We start from the raw sequence: 20,140 nt of genomic DNA on the forward strand, positions 1-20,140 counted from the left end.
GCCGCAAGCCCCCTGGTGCGCTATATCTTGATTGTGGCGAGGAGAGGTCTCCTCGCCTTTGCTTTTGCCTCAGACCCCGTCAGACCGTCAGACCGTCGCGTGGGTCGCGGCGCGTGCCCGTTCCGGATGGCTCAGGACATCGGTGTTGTCGACGAACTGATCGACGGCGCCGACCGTCGGCAGGGAGCGGATGGCCGGGTCGGCGATGCGAGTGGTCAGCGCCTGGGTGAACCGTTCGGCGTGCAGGACCTGAAAGGGTCGGGAGTGGTACGGCCGGGTGGTGGGGTCGACGGGGTCGGTGAGCCCGAGCTGATTGTGCGCGGTCGCGATGGCCTCGTAGGCGCGGGCCATGTGGTGCTCGCGGTCGTGCCAGTCGGTGGCGGCGAGGGCCGCGGTGAGGACCGGGGTGAGGGCGGGCGCCTGGGCGGTGCGGGCGAAGGCGCTGCCGAGCCACTTGCCGTACGGCGGATAGCGGCGCTCCATGAGCAGGCAGAGCCGCATCAGGTCGCGCACCAGGCGGGAGGCGACGACCGCGGAGCCGAGTTCGTCGCCCACTTCGCCGCAGCGCCCGACGAAGGCTTCCTCCTGGGAGACGCGCTGCCACTGGCAGGCGAGCAGATGGAGCCAGAGGTCGTGGGGGTACCAGCCGAGGCGGGCGCGGGCCGGTGCGAGCTGGCCGAGCCCGTCGTGGAAGACGTCCCCGGCGGTGACCTCGGCGAGGCGCTGCGTGGGGGTGGCCAGCCAGTCCGCCACGGTGATGTCCCCGCGTGGGTCGAAGCCCAGCCGCGCGGTGAACCAGCCGCCCGGGTCCATGACGTCGACCCGGTGATGGACCGCGCCGTCGGTTGTCCGCATGACCCCGATGCCCGCTTCCCCGGTGGGGGCGAAGTGCGTCGGGTAGCCGAGGAAGGTCTTCGGTAGACGGTCGGCCAGCAGTGCCGTGATCCTCGCGCTGTGGCGCGCGACGTCCCGCGCGTGCAGGAAGATCTGCAGGCGCGGCCCCCACTCGTGGTCGGCGGAGCGGGCGGTGTCGAAGCCGAGGACTTCCGAGCCGCTGCCGAGCCGGGCGGCGGAGTACGCGACCCCGGGCGCGGCCTCGTCCAGCAGCGGCCGCACGGCCTCGCGGTAGAAGCGGCGGGACAGCTCCAGCCCGGGGATGAAGGACGGCGTGGTCATGCTGGGGAGGGTGCCGCATCGGCCCCTGGCCGGTCGAAGGCTTTTCCCCGGCTTTCCCGGCCTTTCCCGGCCTTTCCCGGCCTGTCAGGGGCCGTGGAGTTCCGTCTCCCATGCCTGGAACGGCGGCTCGACCTGGTAGCCCGGGTCGCAGTAGGCCCGTATCCACTGGGCGGCGCGGTACTGCGCCTCGCCGTCGTTCAGCACCTGTCCGCTCTCGTCTACTCGCAGCACATTGCCGTAGATCGCGAAGACCTGCTCCAGCGGCGAGCCGAACTGGAAGAGGGCCGGGCGGTAGTCGACGTCGTCCAGCAGGTCGACGTCGAGGGTGCCGTTGGCCAGGTAGAAGGCGAAGAATCGGAGCGATGCACGCACGTCGACGGGTAGGTGTGCCACCGGCCCATGATGCCTGTTCTGGGCACCTGCAGGCACCGGCAGCAGACCGCCCGGGTGGTGAGCCTGGCGGCGGTCCACGTCCCTCCGGAGTGGGGTCAGTCGTCCTGGTCGATGTGCTGGTTCAGGACCTTGCCGTTGGTGGCGTCGACGGTGACCTCGTGGCTCTTGTGGTCCTTGCCGAGGATGTCCAGCTCGTAGACGGCGGAGTTGGCGCGGTCGGTGTCGTCGAGGCCGTAGGAGGTGATGGTGCCGGGGACGGCCTTGAGGGCTGTGGTGGTGGCCTTGTGGTAGCCGGTGGTGTCGGCCTTGATGAGGGCCTGGGTTTCGCGGGCGTCCTCGGCGGCGTCGTCGTCGCGGTCGGTGTGCTGGTTCAGGACGGTGCCGTTGCCCGCGTCGATGGTGATGTCGTGGTTCTTGTGGTCCTTGCCGAAGATGTCGACCTCCCAGGTGAGGGAGCCGTTGCGGTCGTCGGTGTCGAGTTCGGCGGAGGTGGCGGTGCCGGGGACGGCCTTCAGGGCCGCGGTGGTGGCCTGGTCGTAGCTGAGCTTGTCGGCCTTGACCTGGGTGCGGTCCTGGGCGGTGTCGTCCAGGTGGCGTTCGTTCTGGGTGAGCTGGACGGAGGACTTGGGGGCCGGGCCGCCGTCGTCGTCGGCGAAGGCGGTCGCCGCGCCCGTGCCGCCGATGAGGGCGATGGCGGCGGCCGTGCCGAGGACGATGGCGCGGGGGGTGAGGGTGCGCTTGGCGGTGGCCTTCATGGTGACGGTTCCTCCGGTTCGTTGCGTGTGGTGCGTTCCGTCGGCGGGGCTCTCTCGCGCCCTTCCGAACACCCACTACGTTGCCGAATCGAACCTGAAGGCAGGCTGAAGTCCTGAAGCCCTCTTCAGGATCTGGGCGCGGCCGCGCGGGCGGCCTGCGCGTGTTCGTCCGTGCGCGCGTCGTACGCCATCAGGCGGGGGAGGGCCGCCGCCAGCAGGGCCACCGAGGCCACGCAGGCCAGACCGCCCGACCACACCGCGGCCCGTACGTCCACGAAGGCGGCCGTGGTTCCGGCGCGGACCTGGCCCAGTTGGGGGCCGGTGGCGTACGAGAGCAGTTCGATGCCCGCCAGACGGCCCCGGAGCTTGTCGGGGATCGTCTGGTTCCAGATCGTGGAGCGGAACAGTCCGCTCACCATGTCGCCGCCGCCCGCCACCGTCAGGCACAGCAGCACCAGCCAGATGTTCGACAGCCACCCGGCGGCGGCCATCGCCAGCCCCCAGACCGCCGCGCCCAGGACCACCATCCGGCCGTGCCGGTGGACGCGGGACGTCCAGCCGCTGGTCGCGCTGACCGCCACCGAGCCGACCGAGCCCGCCGCGTACATCAGGCCGAGCGCCCAGGGGACGCCCAGGTCGTCGGCGAGGAAGGGGAAGATCGCGTTCGGGAAGGCGAAGAACATCGCGGCCATGTCGACCGCGTACGTCCCCAGCAGCTCCTTGCGCCGCCAGGCGTACCGCGCCCCCTCCGCGATCGCCCGCAGCGACGGCGGATCGGCGTCATGGGCGGGCGGGGCCGGGGTGAGACCCAGAGTGAGGAGCAGGGAGGCGACGAAGGTCAGCAGGTCGAGGCCGTACGCGAGCGGCACGCCCGCGTACGCGACGACCACACCGGCGAGCGAGGGGCCCGCGATGGCCGATAACTGCCAGCGCAGCGAGTTGAGCGCGGCCGCCGCGGTGAGCTGGTCGTGCGGGACGATACGGACCACGACCGCGTCGATGGCCGGGCGCTGCAGACCCACCAGCGCGCTGGCCAGCGCGGCGACGACGTACAGCGGCCACAGCATGGGCTCCGGCAACAGGCTGTTGACCAGCAGCAGGACAGCGAGCAGCCCGAGCCCGGCCTCGGTGGCGAGGATCAGTTTCCGGCGGTCGACGGCGTCGGCGAGCGCCCCGCCGTAGAGACCGAAGACGATCAGCGGCACCAGCTCGACCGCGCCGATCGCCCCCACCGCCACCGTGGAACCGGTCAGCTCCTTGATCTGCAGCGGCAGCGCCACCATGGTGAGGAAGCTGCCGAAGGCGGTCACCAGGCCCGCCGTCCACATGAGACGGAAGTCGCGGGAGGAGCGCCAGGGGGCGAGGTCCGGCAGCAGCGCGCGGGTCCGCTTGCGTGGGGGTTCTGGCGGGGCTTGGTCGTCTTCGCCGGTCAAGGTCACGAGCGCCCATGCTCCGACCGCGCCGACGCGCACGGCAACCCAATTACGCCCCGGTCGGCCTGATTCGACCCCCGATTCGGCCCTCGGTTCGGCCCTCGGTTCGGCCCTCGGTCCGGCCCCGATTCGGTCTGCGCGACGGTGACGCCATGCCGGAGGTCCGGGCCCGCCCCGTTCCGCCCGTGCTGTCCGTTCCGCCCCCGCACTCGCCCCTGCCCCCGCGCTCGCGCGGCCACGCGGCTCGCCGCCACCGTGGCGGTGCCCGCGTGCCGCGCGTCTGGGCTCCGGTGGCGCCGGGGGCGCGACGTGGGGTCGTCTGGCCTGCGGCAGGGGTGGTTGGGAGCGGCGGCTGCCGTCTGGGCTCGCCGCAGGGCGTCCTCCGGGGCCGCCCCCGCGCGTCGGGGTCCAGGGGCGGAGCCCCTTGTTGCGGGAAGGGGCGGGGGCGGGAACGAACAGGCCCCTACCAGCCCGGCGGGGGCGGGGACGTCAGCTGGTCGGCCAGCCGCGCCAGGCGGTCGCGGAAGCGGCGGCGCCCGGGGCGCGGCGGCAGGGTGTTCTCTCCGGCGGCCGCGCTCACCAGGTGCTGGACCGTGTCGAGGTCCAGGTCGGCGCCCTCGGGGGCGGACAGCGCGTCGTGGGCCAGGGCGTGGAGTTCGGGGTCGCCGCCGTCGAGGGCGAGGACGGTGGCGCCGCCCCGGCGGGCGTCGTTGACGCGCTCCAGCAGCCCGGCGCCCGGATCGCCCGGGGTGACCACGAGCAGCGTCTCGCCGCGCCCGGCGGCCTCCAGGCGGCCCAGCCCGACCGCGAGATGCGCGGGCACCGCGCGACCCACGGGCACGCGGTGGCGGACCAGGGTGGGGGACAGCTCGGGCAGGCCGGACCACGCGGCCTCGTCGTCGAGGTGCGCGGCCAGGTGCCAGGGCTCGTACTCCTCGCTGCCCACGAGCAGCAGTCCACCCTCGCGCGAGCCCACCGAGCCCCGCAGGGAGCCCGCGAAGCGGCGGGTGGACTGCAACCACTCGGTTCCGGCGAGCACTTCGCGCAGCAGCGCGACCCGTACGGCGTCCATGTGTCCGGATCCTGCCGTGCCCGAGGGGCGGTTGGCGGGGGAATGGGGGGCGCTCACCCCTTTGGGGGCCTTCGCGGTGCGCCTCCGCGATGCGCCTTCGCGGTGCGCCTCCGCGCCAACTGTTCATTGCGCCCTCTCTTGACGCTCTGTGAGGCAAACCCTATGGTCGCCGGACACAAGGGACGTCCTACGTCCCATTTTTCTGGCTGAGCACTCGATCGATTGCAACGGCGCATCGGGAGGGTCTGCATGGCACGCCCGTACGAGGTCTCCGTCCCGTTCCGGGCCGGGACCGGGGGATACGCGAGCTACCGGATTCCGGCGGTGGTGGTGACGCGCGCCGGGACGCTGCTGGCCTTCGCCGAGGCGCGGGTGGGGTCGTCCGCCGACCACGGGGACATCGACCTGGTACTGAAGCGGTCCGCCGACGGGGGCCGCACCTGGGGCGCGCCCCAGGTCGTCGCCCAGAACGGAAACGGAACGGCGGGGAATCCCGCGCCCGTTGTGCTGGAGGACGGCCCGCACGCGGGCCGCGTCGTCCTGGTCCACGTCCGCAGCGCCGCGTCCGCGACCGAGGACCGGATCCGCCGTGGCGAGGTGTCCGCGGCGGACGGGCGGCGGGTGTGGCTGACGTACAGCGACGACGACGGCGTGAGCTGGAGCGCGGCCCGTGAGATCACCGCGCAGACGAAGCGGCCCGAGTGGCGCTGGTACGCCACCACCCCGGGCCACGCGCTGCGGTTACGCCACGGCGATCACGCGGGCCGGATCGTCGTACCGGCCAACCACTCCCTCCCGCCGACCGTCCCCGGCGACATCGGCACCGAGGGCCGCTACAACGGCGGGCATGACCTGCTGAGCGACGACGACGGCGAGACCTGGCGGATCGGGTACGTGGACGACAACCCGGACGGCTACATCAACGTCAACGAGACGACCGCCGCCGAACTCCCCGACGGCCGGGTCTACTTCAACACCCGCAACGACGCGACCGCGCCCGGCACCCGCGCCGACGCCTGCTCGTACGACGGCGGCGCGACCCTCGCCACCCCCTTCCGGCCGCAGGCCGGGCTGGTGACGCCCGTCGTCGAGGGGTGCGTTCTGCACCTCGGCGATCCGAGCGGTGAGCCGGACGTCCTGCTGTACTCCGGCCCCGCCGCCCCCGGCTTCCGGGCCCTGATGACGGTGCGGGCGAGCCGCGACGGCGGCGTCACCTGGCAGGCGGTGCACACCGTGGACGGGCTGCCCGCCGCCTACTCCGATCTGGTCAGGATCGATCAGGACACGGTCGGACTGCTCTACGAGACCGGCGACTTCAGCGCCTACTCGACCATCACATTCCGGCGCGTTCCGGTGGAGGAGCTGGTATGAGGAGCATGTCAGACAGCATGGGACCGCGGCGGCGTGCCGTCCTCGGCGGTGCGGCCGCCGCGGCGGCCGGGTTCACCCTCGCCGGATGCGGCGGGGACGACGACGGGGGCGACGAGCCCAAGGGCCGTAAGAAGGGCCAGAAGATCACCCTGACCTTCTGGTCCTGGGTGCCGGGCATCGACAAGCCCGTGGACCTGTGGAACAGCGAGAACCCCGAGGTCCGGGTCAAGGTCGAGAAGGTGTCGGCGGTCGAGGGCGCCCAGTACGCGAAGATGCACGCCGCGATCAAGGCGGGCAACCCGCCGGACCTCGGCCAGATCGAGTACCCGGTGGTGCCCAGCTTCCTGATCGACAACGGGCTGCTGGACCTCACGAAGCACGGGATCGAGCGGTACAAGGACAAGTTCGTCGGCTGGCAGTGGCAGCAGTCGGTGTTCGGCAAGGGCGTGTACGCCGTACCGCAGGCGTCCGGGCCGATGGGGCTGTTCCTCCGTCAGGACCTGTTCGACCAGTGGGGCATCGAGCCGCCCGCCACCTGGGACGCGTACGAGGCGGCTGCCAAGGCGATCCGTAAGAAGGGCGCCTGGATCGAGACCTTCTCGGCCACCAACGGCAACCGCTTCGCGGGCCTCGCCTGGCAGGCCGGGGCGCGCTGGTTCGGCACCGAGGGCGACACCTGGACCGTCTCGATCGACGACGAGCCGACCCGTAAGGTCGCCGACTACTGGGACGCGCTGGTCAAGCAGAAGCTGATCAAGACCATCCCGGACCGGCAGAACGCCTGGTACAAGGACGTCCAGACCGGCGCCATGGCCTCCTGGCTCGGCGCCAGCTGGGGCGACGCGCTGCTGGTCGGCAACGCGCCGAAGACCGCCGGGAAGTGGCGGGTCGTCCCCATGCCGCAGTGGAAGCGGGGGGAGGCGGCGTACGCCAACTGGGGCGGCTCCACGACCGCCGTCTTCGCCAAGACCAAGTACCCCAAGGACGCGCTGGACTTCGCGATCTGGCTCAACACCGACCCCGAGTCGATCAAGCTGCTGATCGACAACGGCTACGGCACTCCCGGCGCGAAGCAGGGCTACACCACCTCCGACCTCGACGTCCACCAGGACTTCTTCGGCGGCCAGGCGTACAGCGAGGTGTTCGAGGCCGCGAGCAAGGGCGTGGACACCAGCTGGAAGTGGGGCCCGGCGACCGACACCCTCTACCAGCGGCTCGGCGACGCCTTCACGGCGGCCATCGGCGACGGGGCGTCCTTCCGGTCCGTGCTGAAGAAGGTGCAGCGGGACACGATCAGCGATCTGAAGGAAAAGGGCCTGAAGGCGGAGGCCGGATGACGAGCCGGGCGCCGGGCCGGGCGGCGGGTCCGGCGGCGGGCGGCCGGGTACGCCGCCTGACCCGCGCCGAGGCGCGCGGCGCGCGGGCGGCGGCCGGTTTCCTGCTGCCGTTCCTCGCGCTGTTCCTGCTCTGCTTCATCGCCCCCATCGGCTTCGCGCTCTACGAAAGCCTGCTCAAGGTCGAGCGCACCGGACCGCTCGGCCTCGGCGGCGAGACCAAGGACGTGTGGGCGGGCCTGTCCAACTACACCCACGCCCTCCAGGACGGCCACTTCACCGCCGGATTCGGGCGGGTGCTGCTCTTCGGCGTGGTCCAGATCCCGGTGATGATCGCCTTCGCCACCGCGCTCGCGCTGCTGCTGGAGGCGGCGTCGGCGCGCTGGGTCGGCTTCTTCCGCACCGCCTTCTTCCTGCCGTACGGGGTGCCCGGGGTGATCGCCTCGATCCTGTGGGGCTTCCTCTACGTACCGGGGATCAGCCCGCTGGTGGAGATGGCGCACTCGGCGGGCTGGGAGGTGGACTTCCTCGGCCGCTCGACCGTGCTGTGGTCCATCGCGAACATCGTCACGTGGCAGTTCACCGGCTACAACATGCTGGTGCTGATCGCGCAGCTCAAGGCCGTACCGGGGGAGCTGTACGAGGCCGCGAGGATCGACGGCGCGAGCGCCTGGCAGATCGCCCGGCACATCAAGCTGCCCCTGATCCGGCCCGCCCTCGTCCTCACCACGGTCTTCAGCCTCATCGGCACCCTGCAGCTGTTCGCCGAGCCGAAGGTGCTCAAACCGCTCACCAACTCGATCGACTCCGGCTACACCCCCAACCTGGCCGCCTACAACGAGGCGTTCACCAGCAACAACCAGCACATCGCCGCGGCCGAGGCGGTGCTGCTCGCCCTCGTCGCGTGCGTGCTGTCGTTCGGCTTCCTGCGCCTGGTGGGCCAGCGCGGCAAGGGCGGGGAAGACCGGTGAGCCGCCCGAGCGAGCCCGGCGCCGCCCGGCCGTCGCTGCGGTATCGGATCATCACCGTCTCGCTGCTCGCCGTCGCCGCCGTGTACTTCCTCACGCCCGTCTACTGGCTCGTGGTCTCCTCGACCAAGTCCAGCAGCGACCTCTTCGGCACGTTCGGCTTCTGGTTCCACGACCCGGATCTCTTCGGGCGGCTGCGCCAGGTGCTGACGTACGACGACGGCATCTACGCGCGGTGGTTCGCCAACAGCCTGATGTACGCGGGCGTCGGCGCCATCGCCGCCACGCTGCTGTCGGCCGCCGCCGGGTACGCCCTCGCCAAGTTCCGCTTTCCCGGGCGGGAGGGGATCTTCAACGTCATCCTGGCCGGGGTCCTCATCCCCGGCACCGCGCTCGCCCTCCCCCTTTACCTCCTCTTCAGCCGCATCGGCCTGGCCAACACCTACTGGGCCGTCCTCATCCCCAGCGTGGTCAGCCCCTTCGGGGTGTACCTGTGCCGGATCTACGCGGCGGCCGCCGTGCCCGACTCGCTGATGGAGGCGGCGCGGATCGACGGCGCGGGTGAGGCGCGGATCTTCTCCACGCTGGGGCTGCGGCTGATGACCCCGGCCCTGGTCACCGTCTTCCTGTTCCAGTTCGTGCACATCTGGAACAACTTCTTCCTGCCGCTGGTCATGCTCTCCGACTCCGACCTCTATCCGATCCAGCTCGGCCTGACCTCCTGGACCGGGTACGCGGACCGGCAGCCGGAGCTGTACCAGTACACGGTCGGGGGCGCCTTCCTGTCCGTGCTGCCGCTGATGGTGCTGATGGGCGTTCTCCAGCGGTACTGGCGTACGGGGCTGACGGAGGGGAGCGTGAAGGCATGACGTGGGCGTGACAGTATCGCTGTCATGACTACTCCTGACGGTACGACCGCCACGAACGAAGCCCCCGCCAAGAAGGCCCCCGCCAAGGACCCGTGGGACCTCCCGGACGTCTCCGGCCTGGTCGTCGGCGTGCTCGGCGGCACCGGTGACCAGGGCCGAGGCCTCGCCTACCGGCTGGCCCGGGCCGGTCAGAAGGTGATCATCGGCTCGCGCGCGGCGGAGCGGGCGCAGACCGCGGCCGAGGAGCTGGGCGGCGCGGAGCTGGGCATCGAGGGCGCGGACAACGCCGAGTGCTCGCGGCGCAGCGACATCGTGATCGTCGCGGTGCCGTGGGAGGGCCACGGCAAGACGCTGGAGTCGCTGCGGGAGGAGCTGAGCGGCAAGCTCGTCATCGACTGCGTCAACCCGCTGGGCTTCGACAAGAAGGGCGCGTACGCGCTCAAGCCCGAGGAGGGCAGCGCCGCCGAGCAGGCCGCGGCCCTGCTCCCGGACTCCCGGGTCACCGCCGCCTTCCACCATCTGTCGGCCGTGCTGCTCCAGGACCCGGAGATCGCGGAGATCGACACGGATGTGATGGTGCTGGGCGAGTCCCGCGCGGACACCGATGTGGTGCAGGCCCTGGCCGCCCGCATCCCCGGTATGCGGGGCGTCTTCGCGGGGCGGCTGCGCAACGCCCACCAGGTCGAGTCCCTGGTGGCCAACCTGATCTCGGTCAACCGCCGCTACAAGGCCCACGCGGGCCTGCGCGTCACCGACGTCTGAGCGGACGTCTGAGGACATCGTCAGGGCGACCCGTACGCCCCGGCGGGGCATGGGCGACAATGTCGGAAGCGTCACCCCCGACAGGACCTCACAGGAGCCACCCCCATGCCCCGCCTCGCCGTCTACGCCCTCCTCGTCTGCGCCCTCACCGTCGCGGCGGCCGTCGTCTCGTTCGCGCGGGGCAGCTGGCTCGGCGTCGTCTGGGTGCTGCTCGCCGGGATCTCGTCCAACATGGCCTGGTTCTACGTCCGCAGGGCGAAGGCCGAGCGGGACGCCGAGCGCGAGGCGGCGGGCGCCCCGGGCGCTACGAGCTGATCCCGGGCAACTGCGGCTGGCCCTGCCAGAAGCGGAAGAACTCCTGGCCGAAGTAGGTCTCGAACGGTGTCACCCCGAGCCCCCGCATGATCGCGTCGACCGCGTCGAAGAAGACCTGGTTGACCTCGGGTATCCACAGGATGCCGAAGACCGCGAGCAGCCCGAACGGCGCGTACGGCTCGACCTGCCGCCGGACGCGGTGGGACAGCCACGGCTCGATCACCCCGTACCCGTCCAGCCCCGGAACCGGCAGTGAGTTCAGGATCGCGGCGGTGACCTGGAGCAGCGCCAGGAACGCCAGCGCGAAGCGGAAGACCACCGGTATCTGGTCGGCGGTGCCGAGCCAGAACGGGGCGGTGAGCGCGGCGGCGAACAGCGCGTTCGTCAGCGGCCCCGCGGCCGAGATCAGACTGTGCCGCCAGCGGCCCTGGATCCGGTGCCGCTCGATGAAGACCGCCCCGCCCGGCAGCCCGATCCCGCCCATGATCACGAAGATCAGCGGCAGCACGATGCTCAGCGCCACATGCGTGTACTTCAGCGGGTTGAGGGTCAGATACCCCTTCGCGCCGATCGACAGATCACCGCCGTGCAGCGCGGTGCGGGCGTGCGCGTACTCGTGCAGACACAGCGAGACGACCCAGCCGGAGACAACGAAGAGGAAGACGGCGAAGCCGGGACTGGCCGAGTAGTCCGTCCACACCGCCCACGCGGACACGAGCATGATCGCGACCAGGCCGAGAAAAACAGGACTGATCCGCCGCTCACGGCGGCTGATGGCGGTGGTCATGTGCGAGGTGGCTCCGTCCGGTACCGGTCGTGGTGCGTCGTACGGTGCCCCGCTCGACGCCCGGAAAACGTTGGACAGGGGTCCGGAAGTTCCAGGCAGAGCCGCGCGGGAGCGCGTGACAGGCAAGCGGACGGGCAACGTCCGGGAGTGGATGAACGGTGAGGCGTGACCGTCGACAACAATGGGGCCGTGCGCTACGCCATCCTCGGCACCACTCAGGCCCACCACGACGACGGCACCCCCGTCGACCTCGGTGGCGCACGGCTGCGTGCGCTGCTGACCGCGCTCGCCCTGGCGCCGGGGCGGCTGCGGACGAACGGGGCGCTCATCGCCGAGGTCTGGGACACCGACCCGCCCGCCGACGAGAACGGCGCGCTGCAGGCCCTCGTCGGGCGGCTGCGGCGGGCCGTCGGCAAGGCGGCCATCGCGTCCGGGCCCGGCGGCTACCGGCTGTGCGCCGAGCCCGACGACGTCGATCTGCACCGCTTCGTACGGCTCGCGGAGGAAGGCGCCCGCGCGCTCGCCGACGGCGACCCGGCCAAGGCCGCCGCCCGCTACGACGACGCCCTCGCCCTGTGGCGCGGCCCGGCGCTCACCGACCTGCCCGACGGGATGGCCTCGGCCGCCCGCGCCGAGGCCCAGCGGCTGGACGCGCGGCGCGGCCGGATCGCCGCCGGGCTCGCCCTCGGCGACGCCGCCCGGACCCTGCCCGCGCTCGCCGAGCTGTGCGACGCCCACCCCCTGGACGAGCCGCTGCACGCGCTGCGCATCCGCGCCCTGCGGGACACCGGCCGCCCCGCGGAGGCGCTGGCCGCGTACGAGGCGATCCGGGCGGAGATCGCCGACCGGCTGGGCGCGGACCCGGGCCCCGAGCTGCGCGCCCTGCACGGAGAGCTGCTGACCCCCGAGCGGTCCGAGCAACTGGAGCAGCCCAAGCCGACCAAGCCGCCGAGGGCCCCGGCGCCGCTGCGGGGCGGGCGGCGCGGTGGCAATCTGCGGGCCCGGCTCACCAGCTTCGTCGGCCGGGAGGCCGACCTCGCGGTGCTGCGCACCGATCTGGCCGCGCACCGGCTGGTCACCCTCCTGGGGCCCGGCGGCGCCGGGAAGACCCGGCTGTCCCAGGAGGCCGCCGAGTCCGTCGCCGACGCCTGGCCGGACGGGGTGTGGCTGGCCGAACTCGCCCCCGTGGACGACCCGAAGACCGTGCCCGAGACCGTGCTCACCGCGCTCGGCGCGCGCGAGACCGTCATCCGCGGCAGCGCCGCCGAGGGGCTGCGCGCCGCCGCCGACCCGACCGCCCACGATCCGCTCACCCGGCTCGTGGAGCACTGCGAACCGCGCCGGATGCTGATCGTGCTCGACAACTGCGAGCATCTGGTCGAGGCCGCCGCCCGGCTCGCCGACTCCCTGCTGGCCCGCTGCCCCGGCGTCACCGTGCTGGCCACCAGCCGCGAACCGCTCGCCGTGCCCGGCGAGTTGGTGCGCCCGGTGGAGCCGCTGCCGGATCCGGTCGCGCTGCGGCTGTTCCAGGAGCGCGGCGCGGCGGCCCGCCCCGGCTTCCGCACCGACGACGACCCGGCCGCGTGCGCCGAGATCTGCCGCCGCCTCGACGGTCTGCCGCTGGCCGTCGAACTGGCCGCCGCCCGGCTGCGGCTGCTCACCCCCCGGCAGATCGCCGACCGCCTCGACGACCGCTTCCGCCTGCTGACCAGCGGCAGCCGTACCGTGCTGCCCCGCCAGCAGACGCTGCGCGCCGTCGTGGACTGGTCCTGGGACCTGCTCGACGCCCGGGAGCGCACCGTCCTCGCCCGCCTCTCGGTCTTCGCGGGCGGCTGCGACCTCCCGGCGGCCGAGGCGGTCTGCGGCGATCCGGGGGACCGGACCCCGGTGGACCCCCGGGACGTGGCCGCGCTGCTCGGCTCCCTGGTCGACCGGTCGCTGGTGGTGGCCGCGCCGGGAGCGGACGGCGCCGACGGCGAGATGCGCTACCGGCTGCTGGAGACCGTCGCCGAGTACGCGGCCGAGCGGCTGGACGAGACGGGGGAGCGGGCGGTGGCCGAACGGCGGCACCTGGTCGCGTACCGGGAGCTGGCCCGTACCGCCGACCCCCTGCTGCGCGGCCGCGAGCAGCGCGTCTGGCTGGCCCGGCTGGAGACCGAGCACGAGAACCTGCGCACCGCGCTGCGCCGGGCCGTCGCGGCGGGCGACGAGCAGGAGGCGCTGTGTCTGGTGCTGTCGCTCGGCTGGTTCTGGAATCTGCGCGGCCACCGCGGCGACGGACGCCACTGGGCGACGGCCGCGGCGCGGCTGGGCCCCAACCCGTTCGCGCCGCCCGTCGCCCCCGCGCCCCCGCTGTACACGAGCTGTACGGCCGCCCCGCCGCCGATGGGGCCCGAGATGCTGGAGGAGGCCCGGCGCGGGGTGCGGCTGTTCGCGCTGGCCAACCTCGAAGGCAACATGAAGGCCATGGACGACGACGAGACCCGGCAGGAGATGCGGGGCATCGCCGCCGCCTACCGCCCGGGGCTGCCGCAGAACTGCCGGGTCCCCGGCGTCATGTGGTTCTTCGCGGTGCTGCTGACGGGCGACCTCGCCCTGATGCGGGAGGTCGTGGACCAGGCGGTGCGCACCAGCCGGAAGCTGGGCTACAGCTGGGAGCTGGCCTTCACCCTCCAGATGCGGGCCAAGGTGATGACCCAGCGCACCGGCGGCGATCCCGGGGAGCAGGCGCGCAGGGACGCCGACGAGAGCCTGCAGCTGTTCATCCAGCTCGGTGACGCCTGGGGCGTGGCCGAGGCGCTGTCCGGGCGCGGCGAAACCCTGGAGCTGATCGGCGACGGCCGGGCCGCGGCCGACGACTACCGCGCGGCGATCCGCTACGCCGAGGAGCTGGACGCGCACGCGCAAGTGGTGCTGCTCAGGGCCCGGCTGGCGGGGCTGCACGTCGAGCACGGGGACGAGACGGAGGCGGCGGAGGGCGAGCGGGTCCTGCGCGAGCTGCTGACGGAGTCCGCGCAGGCGGATGCCGAGGCCGCGGCGTACGTCCGGATGCATCTGGCCCACCGGTACGGCGTCACGGGCCGGGTGGCCGAGGCCCGGGAGCTTCTGGCGGTGCTGCACGAGGAGTTCGCCAACCGGGCGCTCGATCTGTTCCAGGGCCTGGTCGAGGGGATGATGGCCTGGCTGGACCTGATCGACGGACAGCCCGGAGAGGCGCTCACCCGGATCAGGCGGGCGCTCGTGAAGACCAGTGACCTCATGGCCCAGGTGGTCGCCCCGCAGGTGCCGGTGGTCCAGCTGATGACCGCCGCGCGGGTGCTGGCCGCCCTCGGCGGCGCGGAGCGGGCCGCGCTCGCGGCCCGGCTGCTCGGCGCGTACGACGCGCTGCGGCCCGGCATCCAGCGGATCCCCGCCAGCGAGCGGACGGACCGGGCGGCGGGCGAGGCGGCGGTGCGGGTCTGGCTTGAGGACGGGAGTTACGAGCGGGCGTACGCGGAGGGCGGCGGCCTCACCGTGCGGGAGGCAGCCGCCCTCGTCTGAACCACCGTGTACCGCCGCTCAGGTCTTGGTGCGGAACTTCCGCACCGCCAGCGGCGCCGTGATCACCGTGATGGCCACCGCCCACACCAGGGCGACGGTCACCGGATGGGCGAGCGGGCCGTGGCCGCTGGTGAGCGACCGCGCGGCGTCGGCGAGCTGGGAGAGCGGGTTGTACTTGGTGAAGGTCTGCAGCCAGCCCGGCATGGTGCTGGTCGGCGCGAAGATCGACGAGCCGAACTGCAGCGGCATGATCACCAGGAAGCCGATGCCCTGCACCGCCTGCGGCGTCTTCAGCGACAGCCCCAGCAGCATGAAGATCCAGGTCAGCGAGGACCCGAAGGCCAGGGCCAGGAGCACCGCGGCCACCAGCTCGGCCGGGCCGGTCTTCAGCTCGAAGCCCATGATGAAGCCCATGATCAGCAGGATGAGGGTGGACACCAGCATCCGCCCGGTCTCCACGATCAGCTTGGCGACCAGCACCGAGGAGCGGGCTATCGGCATCGTGCGGAAGCGGTCCATCACCCCCTTGCGGAAGTCGTCGTTGACGCCCGTGCCGACCGACATCGCGATGTTGAGCCCGCCCATCGCCATCATCCCGGGGATGAAGTAGTTGACGTACTCGCCGCGGTCGCCGCCCGACACCGCGCCACCGAAGACATAGGTGAACAGCAGCGAGAAGACGATCGGCATCATCAGCGCGTCGAACATCGACTCCGGGTCCTGCTTGATCTGCAGGGCGTTACGGCGCACCAGCGCGCCGATGTGCCGGAGATTGGCGCGCAGCCCGATCCGCCCCTCGTCGGGCAGGCTTTTGGCGGACGCGGTGACCGTTGCCGCACTCATGCCGCAACCTCCTCAAGGGCCTTGTCGCTGTCGCTGTCGGTCTTGGTGTCCTCGGGGGTCGAGGTCTTCTGGCCGGTGATGGCCAGGAACACCTCGTCCAGGCTGGGCAGATGGGTGTCGATCCCGGCGATCGCGAAGCCGCGCTCGCCGAGCAGCCCGATCACCGCGGTCAGCTGCTCGTCGCTGACGATCGGTACGTTGACCAGGCCCTCTTCCACGTCGGCGGTCGCGCCGCCGACACCGTCGAGCCCGGCCTGCGCTATGGCGCCGACCATCCGGTTCAGCTCACCGGGGTCGGAGGGGCGGATCTGCAGGGTGCGCCCGCCGACCTTGGCCTTCAGCTCGTTCACCCGGCCCTCGGCGATGATCTTGCCGCGGTCGATGACGGTGAGGTCGTGCGCCAGCTGCTCGGCCTCCTCCATGTACTGGGTGGTCAGCAGCACCGTGGAGCCCTCGGCGACCATGCGCTTGACCTCGTCCCACACCTCGTTGCGGGTGCGCGGGTCGAGACCGGTCGTCGGCTCGTCCAGATAGAGCACCGCGGGCCGCCCGATCATGGAGGCGGCCAGGTCCAGACGGCGCCGCATACCGCCGGAGTAGGTGGCCGCGGCCCGCTTCGCGGCGTCCGTCAGCGAGAACCGCTCCAGCATGGCGTCCGCGCGCGCCCGGGCCTCCTTGCGGGAGAGATCGAGCAGCCGCCCGATCATGTACAGGTTCTCCCAGCCGGAGAGCTTCTCGTCGACCGAGGCGTACTGCCCGGTCAGACCGATCGTGCGGCGCAGCTGCCGGGGCTGCCGCACCACGTCGTACCCCGCCACGACGGCGGTGCCCGCGTCCGGCACCAGCAGGGTGGACAGACAGCGGACGAGGGTGGTCTTCCCGGCGCCGTTGGGGCCGAGCACACCGAGGACGGTGCCTTCCGGCACGTCCAGATCCACCCCGTCGACCGCCTTGGTGTCGCCGAAGTGCTTGACCAGCCCCCGTACTTCGACGGCGTTACCGTCCCTGATCTTGTGTTCCTGTCGCGTCATGTAGTAAGCGTGACACCCCCCGCCGACAGATCACCGACAAGCAGCAGACAGCCCGCCGACGGGGGACGGTCGGCGGGCTGTCGATGTACCGCGATGGTCTCGGGGTGCTAGTGGAACGAGTGCTCCTCGGCCGGGTACGCCCCGCCGACGACGTCCTCGGCGAACGCGCGCGCCGCGTCGCCCAGTACCTCCCGCATCCGGGCGTACTGCTTGACGAAGCGCGGCACCCGGCCGCCGGTCAGGCCCGCCATGTCCGTCCACACCAGCACCTGGGCGTCGCACCCGGCGCCCGCGCCGATGCCGACCGTCGCGATCTGCAGCGAGCGGGTGACCTCGGCGGCCAGCTCGGCCGGGACCAGCTCCAGGACGACGGCGAAGGCGCCCGCGTCCTGCACGGCCTTGGCGTCGCGCAGCAGCTGCTGCGCGGCCTCCTCGCCGCGGCCCTGCACCGGGTAGCCGCCGTACGCGTTGACGGACTGCGGGGTGAGGCCGATGTGCGCCATGACGGGGATGCCGGACTGGACGAGCAGCTCGATCTGGTGGGCGGAGCGCTCGCCGCCCTCCAGCTTGACCGCGCCCACCCCGGCCTCCTTGACCAGCCGGGTGGCGTTGCGCAGCGCCTGGACCGCGCCCTCCTGGTACGAGCCGAAGGGCAGGTCGCCCACGACGAGGGCGCGCTTGGTGCCGCGTACGACGGCGGCGGACAGCAGGGCGACCTCGTCCATCGTGACGGGCACGGTGGACTCGTAGCCCAGATGGCAGTTGCCCATCGAGTCGCCGACCAGCATGACCGGGATGCCCGACTCGTCGAAGACGGAGGCGGTCATCGCGTCATAGGCGGTGAGCATGGGCCACTTCTCGCCGCGCTCCTTGGCGGCGGCGATGTCGCGGACGGTGACCCGGCGGGACCCCGTCCCCCCGTACAGCGCCTTCGACGGCCGCTTTTCCGGTGTTTCCGGCTTTTCTGGCTTTTGCGCAGGGCTGACGTGCGTCATTACGACGGCTCCTGTTCGTCATCTCGAGGCGCCCTGACGGCGTCCCCGGACCACCCCCATGCTGGCACGCCTCCCGGCGCTCCGAAAGTAGGGACATTCGAGTACGGATGGACATTCGATGGACAAAGGCTCGCAAAGTCTTGCCCATACGAGACGGGACCGTATCGAAACGGTCTTAGCCTGGGCCGCATGGCAGCAGCACCCTCCGCCGAGGCGATCCACCGCAGACGCTGGGCGATCCTGGTCGTCCTCATGGTCAGCGTCCTGGTCGTCGTCCTGGACAACTCGATACTCAACGTGGCGATGAAGACCATCTCCACCCCGGAGCCCACCGGTCTCGGCGCCACCCAGAGCCAGCTGGAGTGGGCCATCAACGCCTACACGCTGGTCTTCGCGGGGCTGCTGTTCACCGCCGGGCTCCTCGGTGACCGGCTCGGCCGCAAGAAGGTGCTGCTCGGCGGCATGGCCGTGTTCGGCATCGGCTCGGTGCTCGCCGCGTTCTCCTCCTCGCCCGGTGAGCTGATCGGCTTCCGGGCGCTGATGGGCCTGGGCGCGGCCTTCGTGATGCCCGCCACCCTGGCCATCCTGGTCAACGTCTTCGAGCGCGACGAGCAGGCGAAGGCCATCGGCATCTGGGTCGCCGCGGTCGGCCTCGCCATCGCCATCGGGCCGATCACCGGCGGTCTGCTGCTGGAACACTTCTGGTGGGGCTCGGTCTTCTTCGTCAACGTGCCCGTGGTGGCCGCCGGGATCACCGCGATGGTGCTGCTCGTCCCCGACTCCCGGGACCCGGCGCCCGGCCGCCTCGACCCGCTGGGCGTGCTGCTGTCCGTCGTGGGCCTGGTGCTGCTGGTGTACGGCATCATCAAGGGCGGCCAGCTCGCCGACTTCACCGACGCCCAGGTGCTGGCCACGATCGGCGCCGGGCTTCTCGTCCTGGGCCTGTTCGTCTGGCACGAGAAGCGCAGCAGCCATCCGGCCATCGATGTCAACTACTTCCGGAACCCCGCCTTCTCGGCCGCCATCGCCGCCGTCGCGCTGGTCTTCTTCGCGCTCATGGGCGTGACCTTCTTCATGGTCTTCTACATCCAGAGCGTGCGCGGCTTCAGCGCCCTGGACTCCGGGCTGCTGCTCCTGCCGCTGGCCGCCGCGCAGCTGCTGTTCGCGCCGCGCGCCCGGCTGGTGGTGGAGCGGTTCGGCGCCCGCGTCGTGTGCACGGGCGGGATGCTGCTGGTGGCCGCCACCATGGCCGGGTTCCTGCTGCTGGACACCGATTCGCCGCTGTGGGTGCTGGAGGTGCTGTTCTTCTTCCAGGGCGCGGGGATGGCGCACATCATGCCGCCGGTCACCACCGCGATCATGCAGGCGCTGCCGCGTGAGAAGGCCGGTTCCGGATCGGCCCTCAACAACACGTTCCGGCAGGTCGGCGGCGCGCTCGGGGTGGCCGTCCTCGGCTCGGTGCTCTCCGCCACGTACCGCGAGGGCATTCAGCCCACCCTCGCCGCCGTCCCCGGTCTTTCCCCCTCCGCACGGCACTCGGCGGGCGAGTCCATCGAGGCCACTGTCGGCCTCGCCGAGCGGCTGGGGCCCGCGGGGCACGCGCTGCTGGGGCCCGCGCACGACTCCTTCGTCCACGCGATGCACCTCACCGCGCTCGGCTCGTCCGGTGTCGCCCTCTTCGGCGCGCTGGTCGTGGCGGCCTTCCTGCCCGGCAAGGACGCGGACGACGGCCCCGGCAGCGGGCGGCCACGGGAGCAGGCCGGGGCGGGAGCCGGACGGTGACCGCGCCCCCGGCTCACGGACTCCCGCTGCGCGGGCGGCCGCGCAGCGCAGCCACCGACGCCGCGATCATCGAGGCCGTGCTGCGGCTGCTGGAGGAGGGCACATCCGTCGGCGCGCTGTCCATCGAGGGGATCGCGCGCGCGGCGGGTGTGGGCAAGGCCACCGTCTACCGCCGCTGGTCCGGCAAGGACGCGCTGATGCTGGACGTCCTGCGGTCGCTGGAGGAGCCGGGCCCGGAACCTGCCGGGGTCTCGGTCCGCGACGATCTCGTCACCGTGCTGGAGTTCATGCGGCGGCGCGGGCTGGCCAAGCGCAACTCCCTGGTGCTGCGCGGCATCCTGGCCCAGATGCACGCCGACCGGGAGCTGTGGCGGGCGTACGACGAGAACGTCATCGAGGTCCGCCGGGAGCTGCTGCGGTCGGTGCTGCGGCGGGGCGTCGCGAACGGTGAGATCCGGGCGGACACCGATCCCGAGCTGCTGGCCGACCTGTTCACCGGGCCGATGCTGTCGCGCGCGATCCTGCACGAGTGGCGGGAACTGCCGGAGGGGCTGGCCGAGCGGATCGTGGACACCGTTCTGGAGGGGGTCTCGGCGCGCGGCTGAGAGCGCGTATGCGAGCGTATGACGGACGGTGCGTCCCGGTGCCCCAGGCCCGTCAGCACTGGTGCTGTCTTTTGTGCCTGTTGCGTCACAACCGCCCCTGTTGCCGCGG

Annotated in this window: 18 protein-coding genes; 9 read left to right on the top strand and 9 right to left on the bottom strand. The window is 72.1% G+C overall.

Annotated elements, in window-relative coordinates:
• Nucleotides 1-87 precede the first annotated feature (87 nt).
• The 5 genes from ACWC5C_RS01105 to ACWC5C_RS01125 form a co-directional block, all read right to left on the bottom strand.
• Nucleotides 88-1,176 (bottom strand): DUF4037 domain-containing protein, encoded by a 1,089-nt coding sequence (locus ACWC5C_RS01105; RefSeq protein ID WP_450872525.1) that lies wholly within the window; start codon nucleotides 1,174-1,176, stop codon nucleotides 88-90.
• A gap of 84 nt (nucleotides 1,177-1,260) precedes the next feature.
• Nucleotides 1,261-1,569 carry a DUF7677 family protein gene (locus ACWC5C_RS01110; RefSeq protein WP_450872527.1) on the bottom strand — a complete coding sequence of 103 codons (309 nt, stop codon included), beginning with the start codon at nucleotides 1,567-1,569 and terminating at the stop codon, nucleotides 1,261-1,263.
• A gap of 95 nt (nucleotides 1,570-1,664) precedes the next feature.
• Nucleotides 1,665-2,324 carry a PepSY domain-containing protein gene (locus ACWC5C_RS01115; RefSeq protein WP_450872529.1) on the bottom strand — a complete coding sequence of 220 codons (660 nt, stop codon included), beginning with the start codon at nucleotides 2,322-2,324 and terminating at the stop codon, nucleotides 1,665-1,667.
• Between the two features lie 125 nt (nucleotides 2,325-2,449).
• Complete coding sequence (locus tag ACWC5C_RS01120) at nucleotides 2,450-3,757, bottom strand: MFS transporter (protein WP_450873220.1); 1,308 nt, start codon at nucleotides 3,755-3,757, stop codon at nucleotides 2,450-2,452.
• Between the two features lie 463 nt (nucleotides 3,758-4,220).
• Nucleotides 4,221-4,829 carry a hypothetical protein gene (locus ACWC5C_RS01125; RefSeq protein ID WP_385438390.1) on the bottom strand — a complete coding sequence of 203 codons (609 nt, stop codon included), beginning with the start codon at nucleotides 4,827-4,829 and terminating at the stop codon, nucleotides 4,221-4,223.
• Between the two features lie 249 nt (nucleotides 4,830-5,078).
• Here ACWC5C_RS01125 and ACWC5C_RS01130 point away from each other — a divergent pair, with 249 nt between their 5' ends.
• The 6 genes from ACWC5C_RS01130 to ACWC5C_RS01155 all read left to right on the top strand — a co-directional run bounded on the left by ACWC5C_RS01130 (nucleotide 5,079) and on the right by ACWC5C_RS01155 (nucleotide 10,448).
• Entirely contained in the window at nucleotides 5,079-6,200 is a 1,122-nt protein-coding gene (locus tag ACWC5C_RS01130; RefSeq protein ID WP_450872531.1) for a sialidase family protein, read from the top strand.
• Nucleotides 6,197-7,537 carry an ABC transporter substrate-binding protein gene (locus ACWC5C_RS01135; RefSeq protein ID WP_450872533.1) on the top strand — a complete coding sequence of 447 codons (1,341 nt, stop codon included), beginning with the start codon at nucleotides 6,197-6,199 and terminating at the stop codon, nucleotides 7,535-7,537. The genes ACWC5C_RS01130 and ACWC5C_RS01135 overlap by 4 nt, the downstream gene beginning before the upstream one ends.
• On the top strand, nucleotides 7,534-8,505 hold the full coding sequence (locus ACWC5C_RS01140; protein ID WP_450872535.1) for a carbohydrate ABC transporter permease: 972 nt from the start codon (nucleotides 7,534-7,536) through the stop codon (nucleotides 8,503-8,505). Before ACWC5C_RS01135 ends, ACWC5C_RS01140 begins: the two co-directional genes overlap by 4 nt.
• Nucleotides 8,502-9,371, top strand: a complete 870-nt coding sequence (locus ACWC5C_RS01145) for a carbohydrate ABC transporter permease (protein WP_450872537.1) — start codon at nucleotides 8,502-8,504, stop codon at nucleotides 9,369-9,371. The genes ACWC5C_RS01140 and ACWC5C_RS01145 overlap by 4 nt, the downstream gene beginning before the upstream one ends.
• A 24-nt stretch (nucleotides 9,372-9,395) precedes the next feature.
• Nucleotides 9,396-10,133, top strand: a complete 738-nt coding sequence (gene npdG / locus ACWC5C_RS01150; protein ID WP_450872539.1) for an NADPH-dependent F420 reductase — start codon at nucleotides 9,396-9,398, stop codon at nucleotides 10,131-10,133.
• A 105-nt stretch (nucleotides 10,134-10,238) separates the two neighbouring features.
• On the top strand, nucleotides 10,239-10,448 hold the full coding sequence (locus ACWC5C_RS01155; protein ID WP_450872540.1) for a hypothetical protein: 210 nt from the start codon (nucleotides 10,239-10,241) through the stop codon (nucleotides 10,446-10,448).
• Here the strand turns inward: ACWC5C_RS01155 and ACWC5C_RS01160 are convergent.
• Entirely contained in the window at nucleotides 10,438-11,235 is a 798-nt protein-coding gene (locus tag ACWC5C_RS01160) for a site-2 protease family protein (protein ID WP_450872542.1), read from the bottom strand. The genes ACWC5C_RS01155 and ACWC5C_RS01160 overlap by 11 nt on opposite strands.
• A 165-nt stretch (nucleotides 11,236-11,400) precedes the next feature.
• Between ACWC5C_RS01160 and ACWC5C_RS01165 the strand changes: the two genes are divergently transcribed.
• Nucleotides 11,401-14,775 carry a BTAD domain-containing putative transcriptional regulator gene (locus ACWC5C_RS01165; RefSeq protein ID WP_450872544.1) on the top strand — a complete coding sequence of 1,125 codons (3,375 nt, stop codon included), beginning with the start codon at nucleotides 11,401-11,403 and terminating at the stop codon, nucleotides 14,773-14,775.
• Nucleotides 14,776-14,793: 18 nt separating this feature from the next.
• On the opposite strand, the gene ACWC5C_RS01170 is transcribed toward ACWC5C_RS01165, so the two are convergent.
• The 3 genes from ACWC5C_RS01170 to panB form a co-directional block, all read right to left on the bottom strand.
• A complete protein-coding gene (locus ACWC5C_RS01170) occupies nucleotides 14,794-15,618 on the bottom strand; it encodes an ABC transporter permease (RefSeq protein ID WP_450872545.1) in 825 nt (274 codons plus the stop codon).
• Nucleotides 15,615-16,649, bottom strand: coding sequence for an ATP-binding cassette domain-containing protein (locus ACWC5C_RS01175; protein WP_450872547.1), 1,035 nt, complete (start codon nucleotides 16,647-16,649; stop codon nucleotides 15,615-15,617). Before ACWC5C_RS01175 ends, ACWC5C_RS01170 begins: the two co-directional genes overlap by 4 nt.
• A gap of 107 nt (nucleotides 16,650-16,756) precedes the next feature.
• Nucleotides 16,757-17,644, bottom strand: coding sequence for a 3-methyl-2-oxobutanoate hydroxymethyltransferase (gene panB / locus ACWC5C_RS01180; RefSeq protein ID WP_450872549.1), 888 nt, complete (start codon nucleotides 17,642-17,644; stop codon nucleotides 16,757-16,759).
• Between the two features lie 189 nt (nucleotides 17,645-17,833).
• On the opposite strand from panB, the gene ACWC5C_RS01185 reads away from it, so the two are divergent.
• Both ACWC5C_RS01185 and ACWC5C_RS01190 read left to right on the top strand, forming a co-directional pair.
• Nucleotides 17,834-19,426, top strand: a complete 1,593-nt coding sequence (locus tag ACWC5C_RS01185) for an MFS transporter (RefSeq protein WP_450872551.1) — start codon at nucleotides 17,834-17,836, stop codon at nucleotides 19,424-19,426.
• A complete protein-coding gene (locus ACWC5C_RS01190; RefSeq protein WP_450872552.1) occupies nucleotides 19,423-20,031 on the top strand; it encodes a TetR/AcrR family transcriptional regulator in 609 nt (202 codons plus the stop codon). The genes ACWC5C_RS01185 and ACWC5C_RS01190 overlap by 4 nt, the downstream gene beginning before the upstream one ends.
• Nucleotides 20,032-20,140: the final 109 nt, after the last annotated feature.

The sequence above is a fragment of the Streptomyces sp. NPDC001700 genome, from assembly GCF_053596435.1.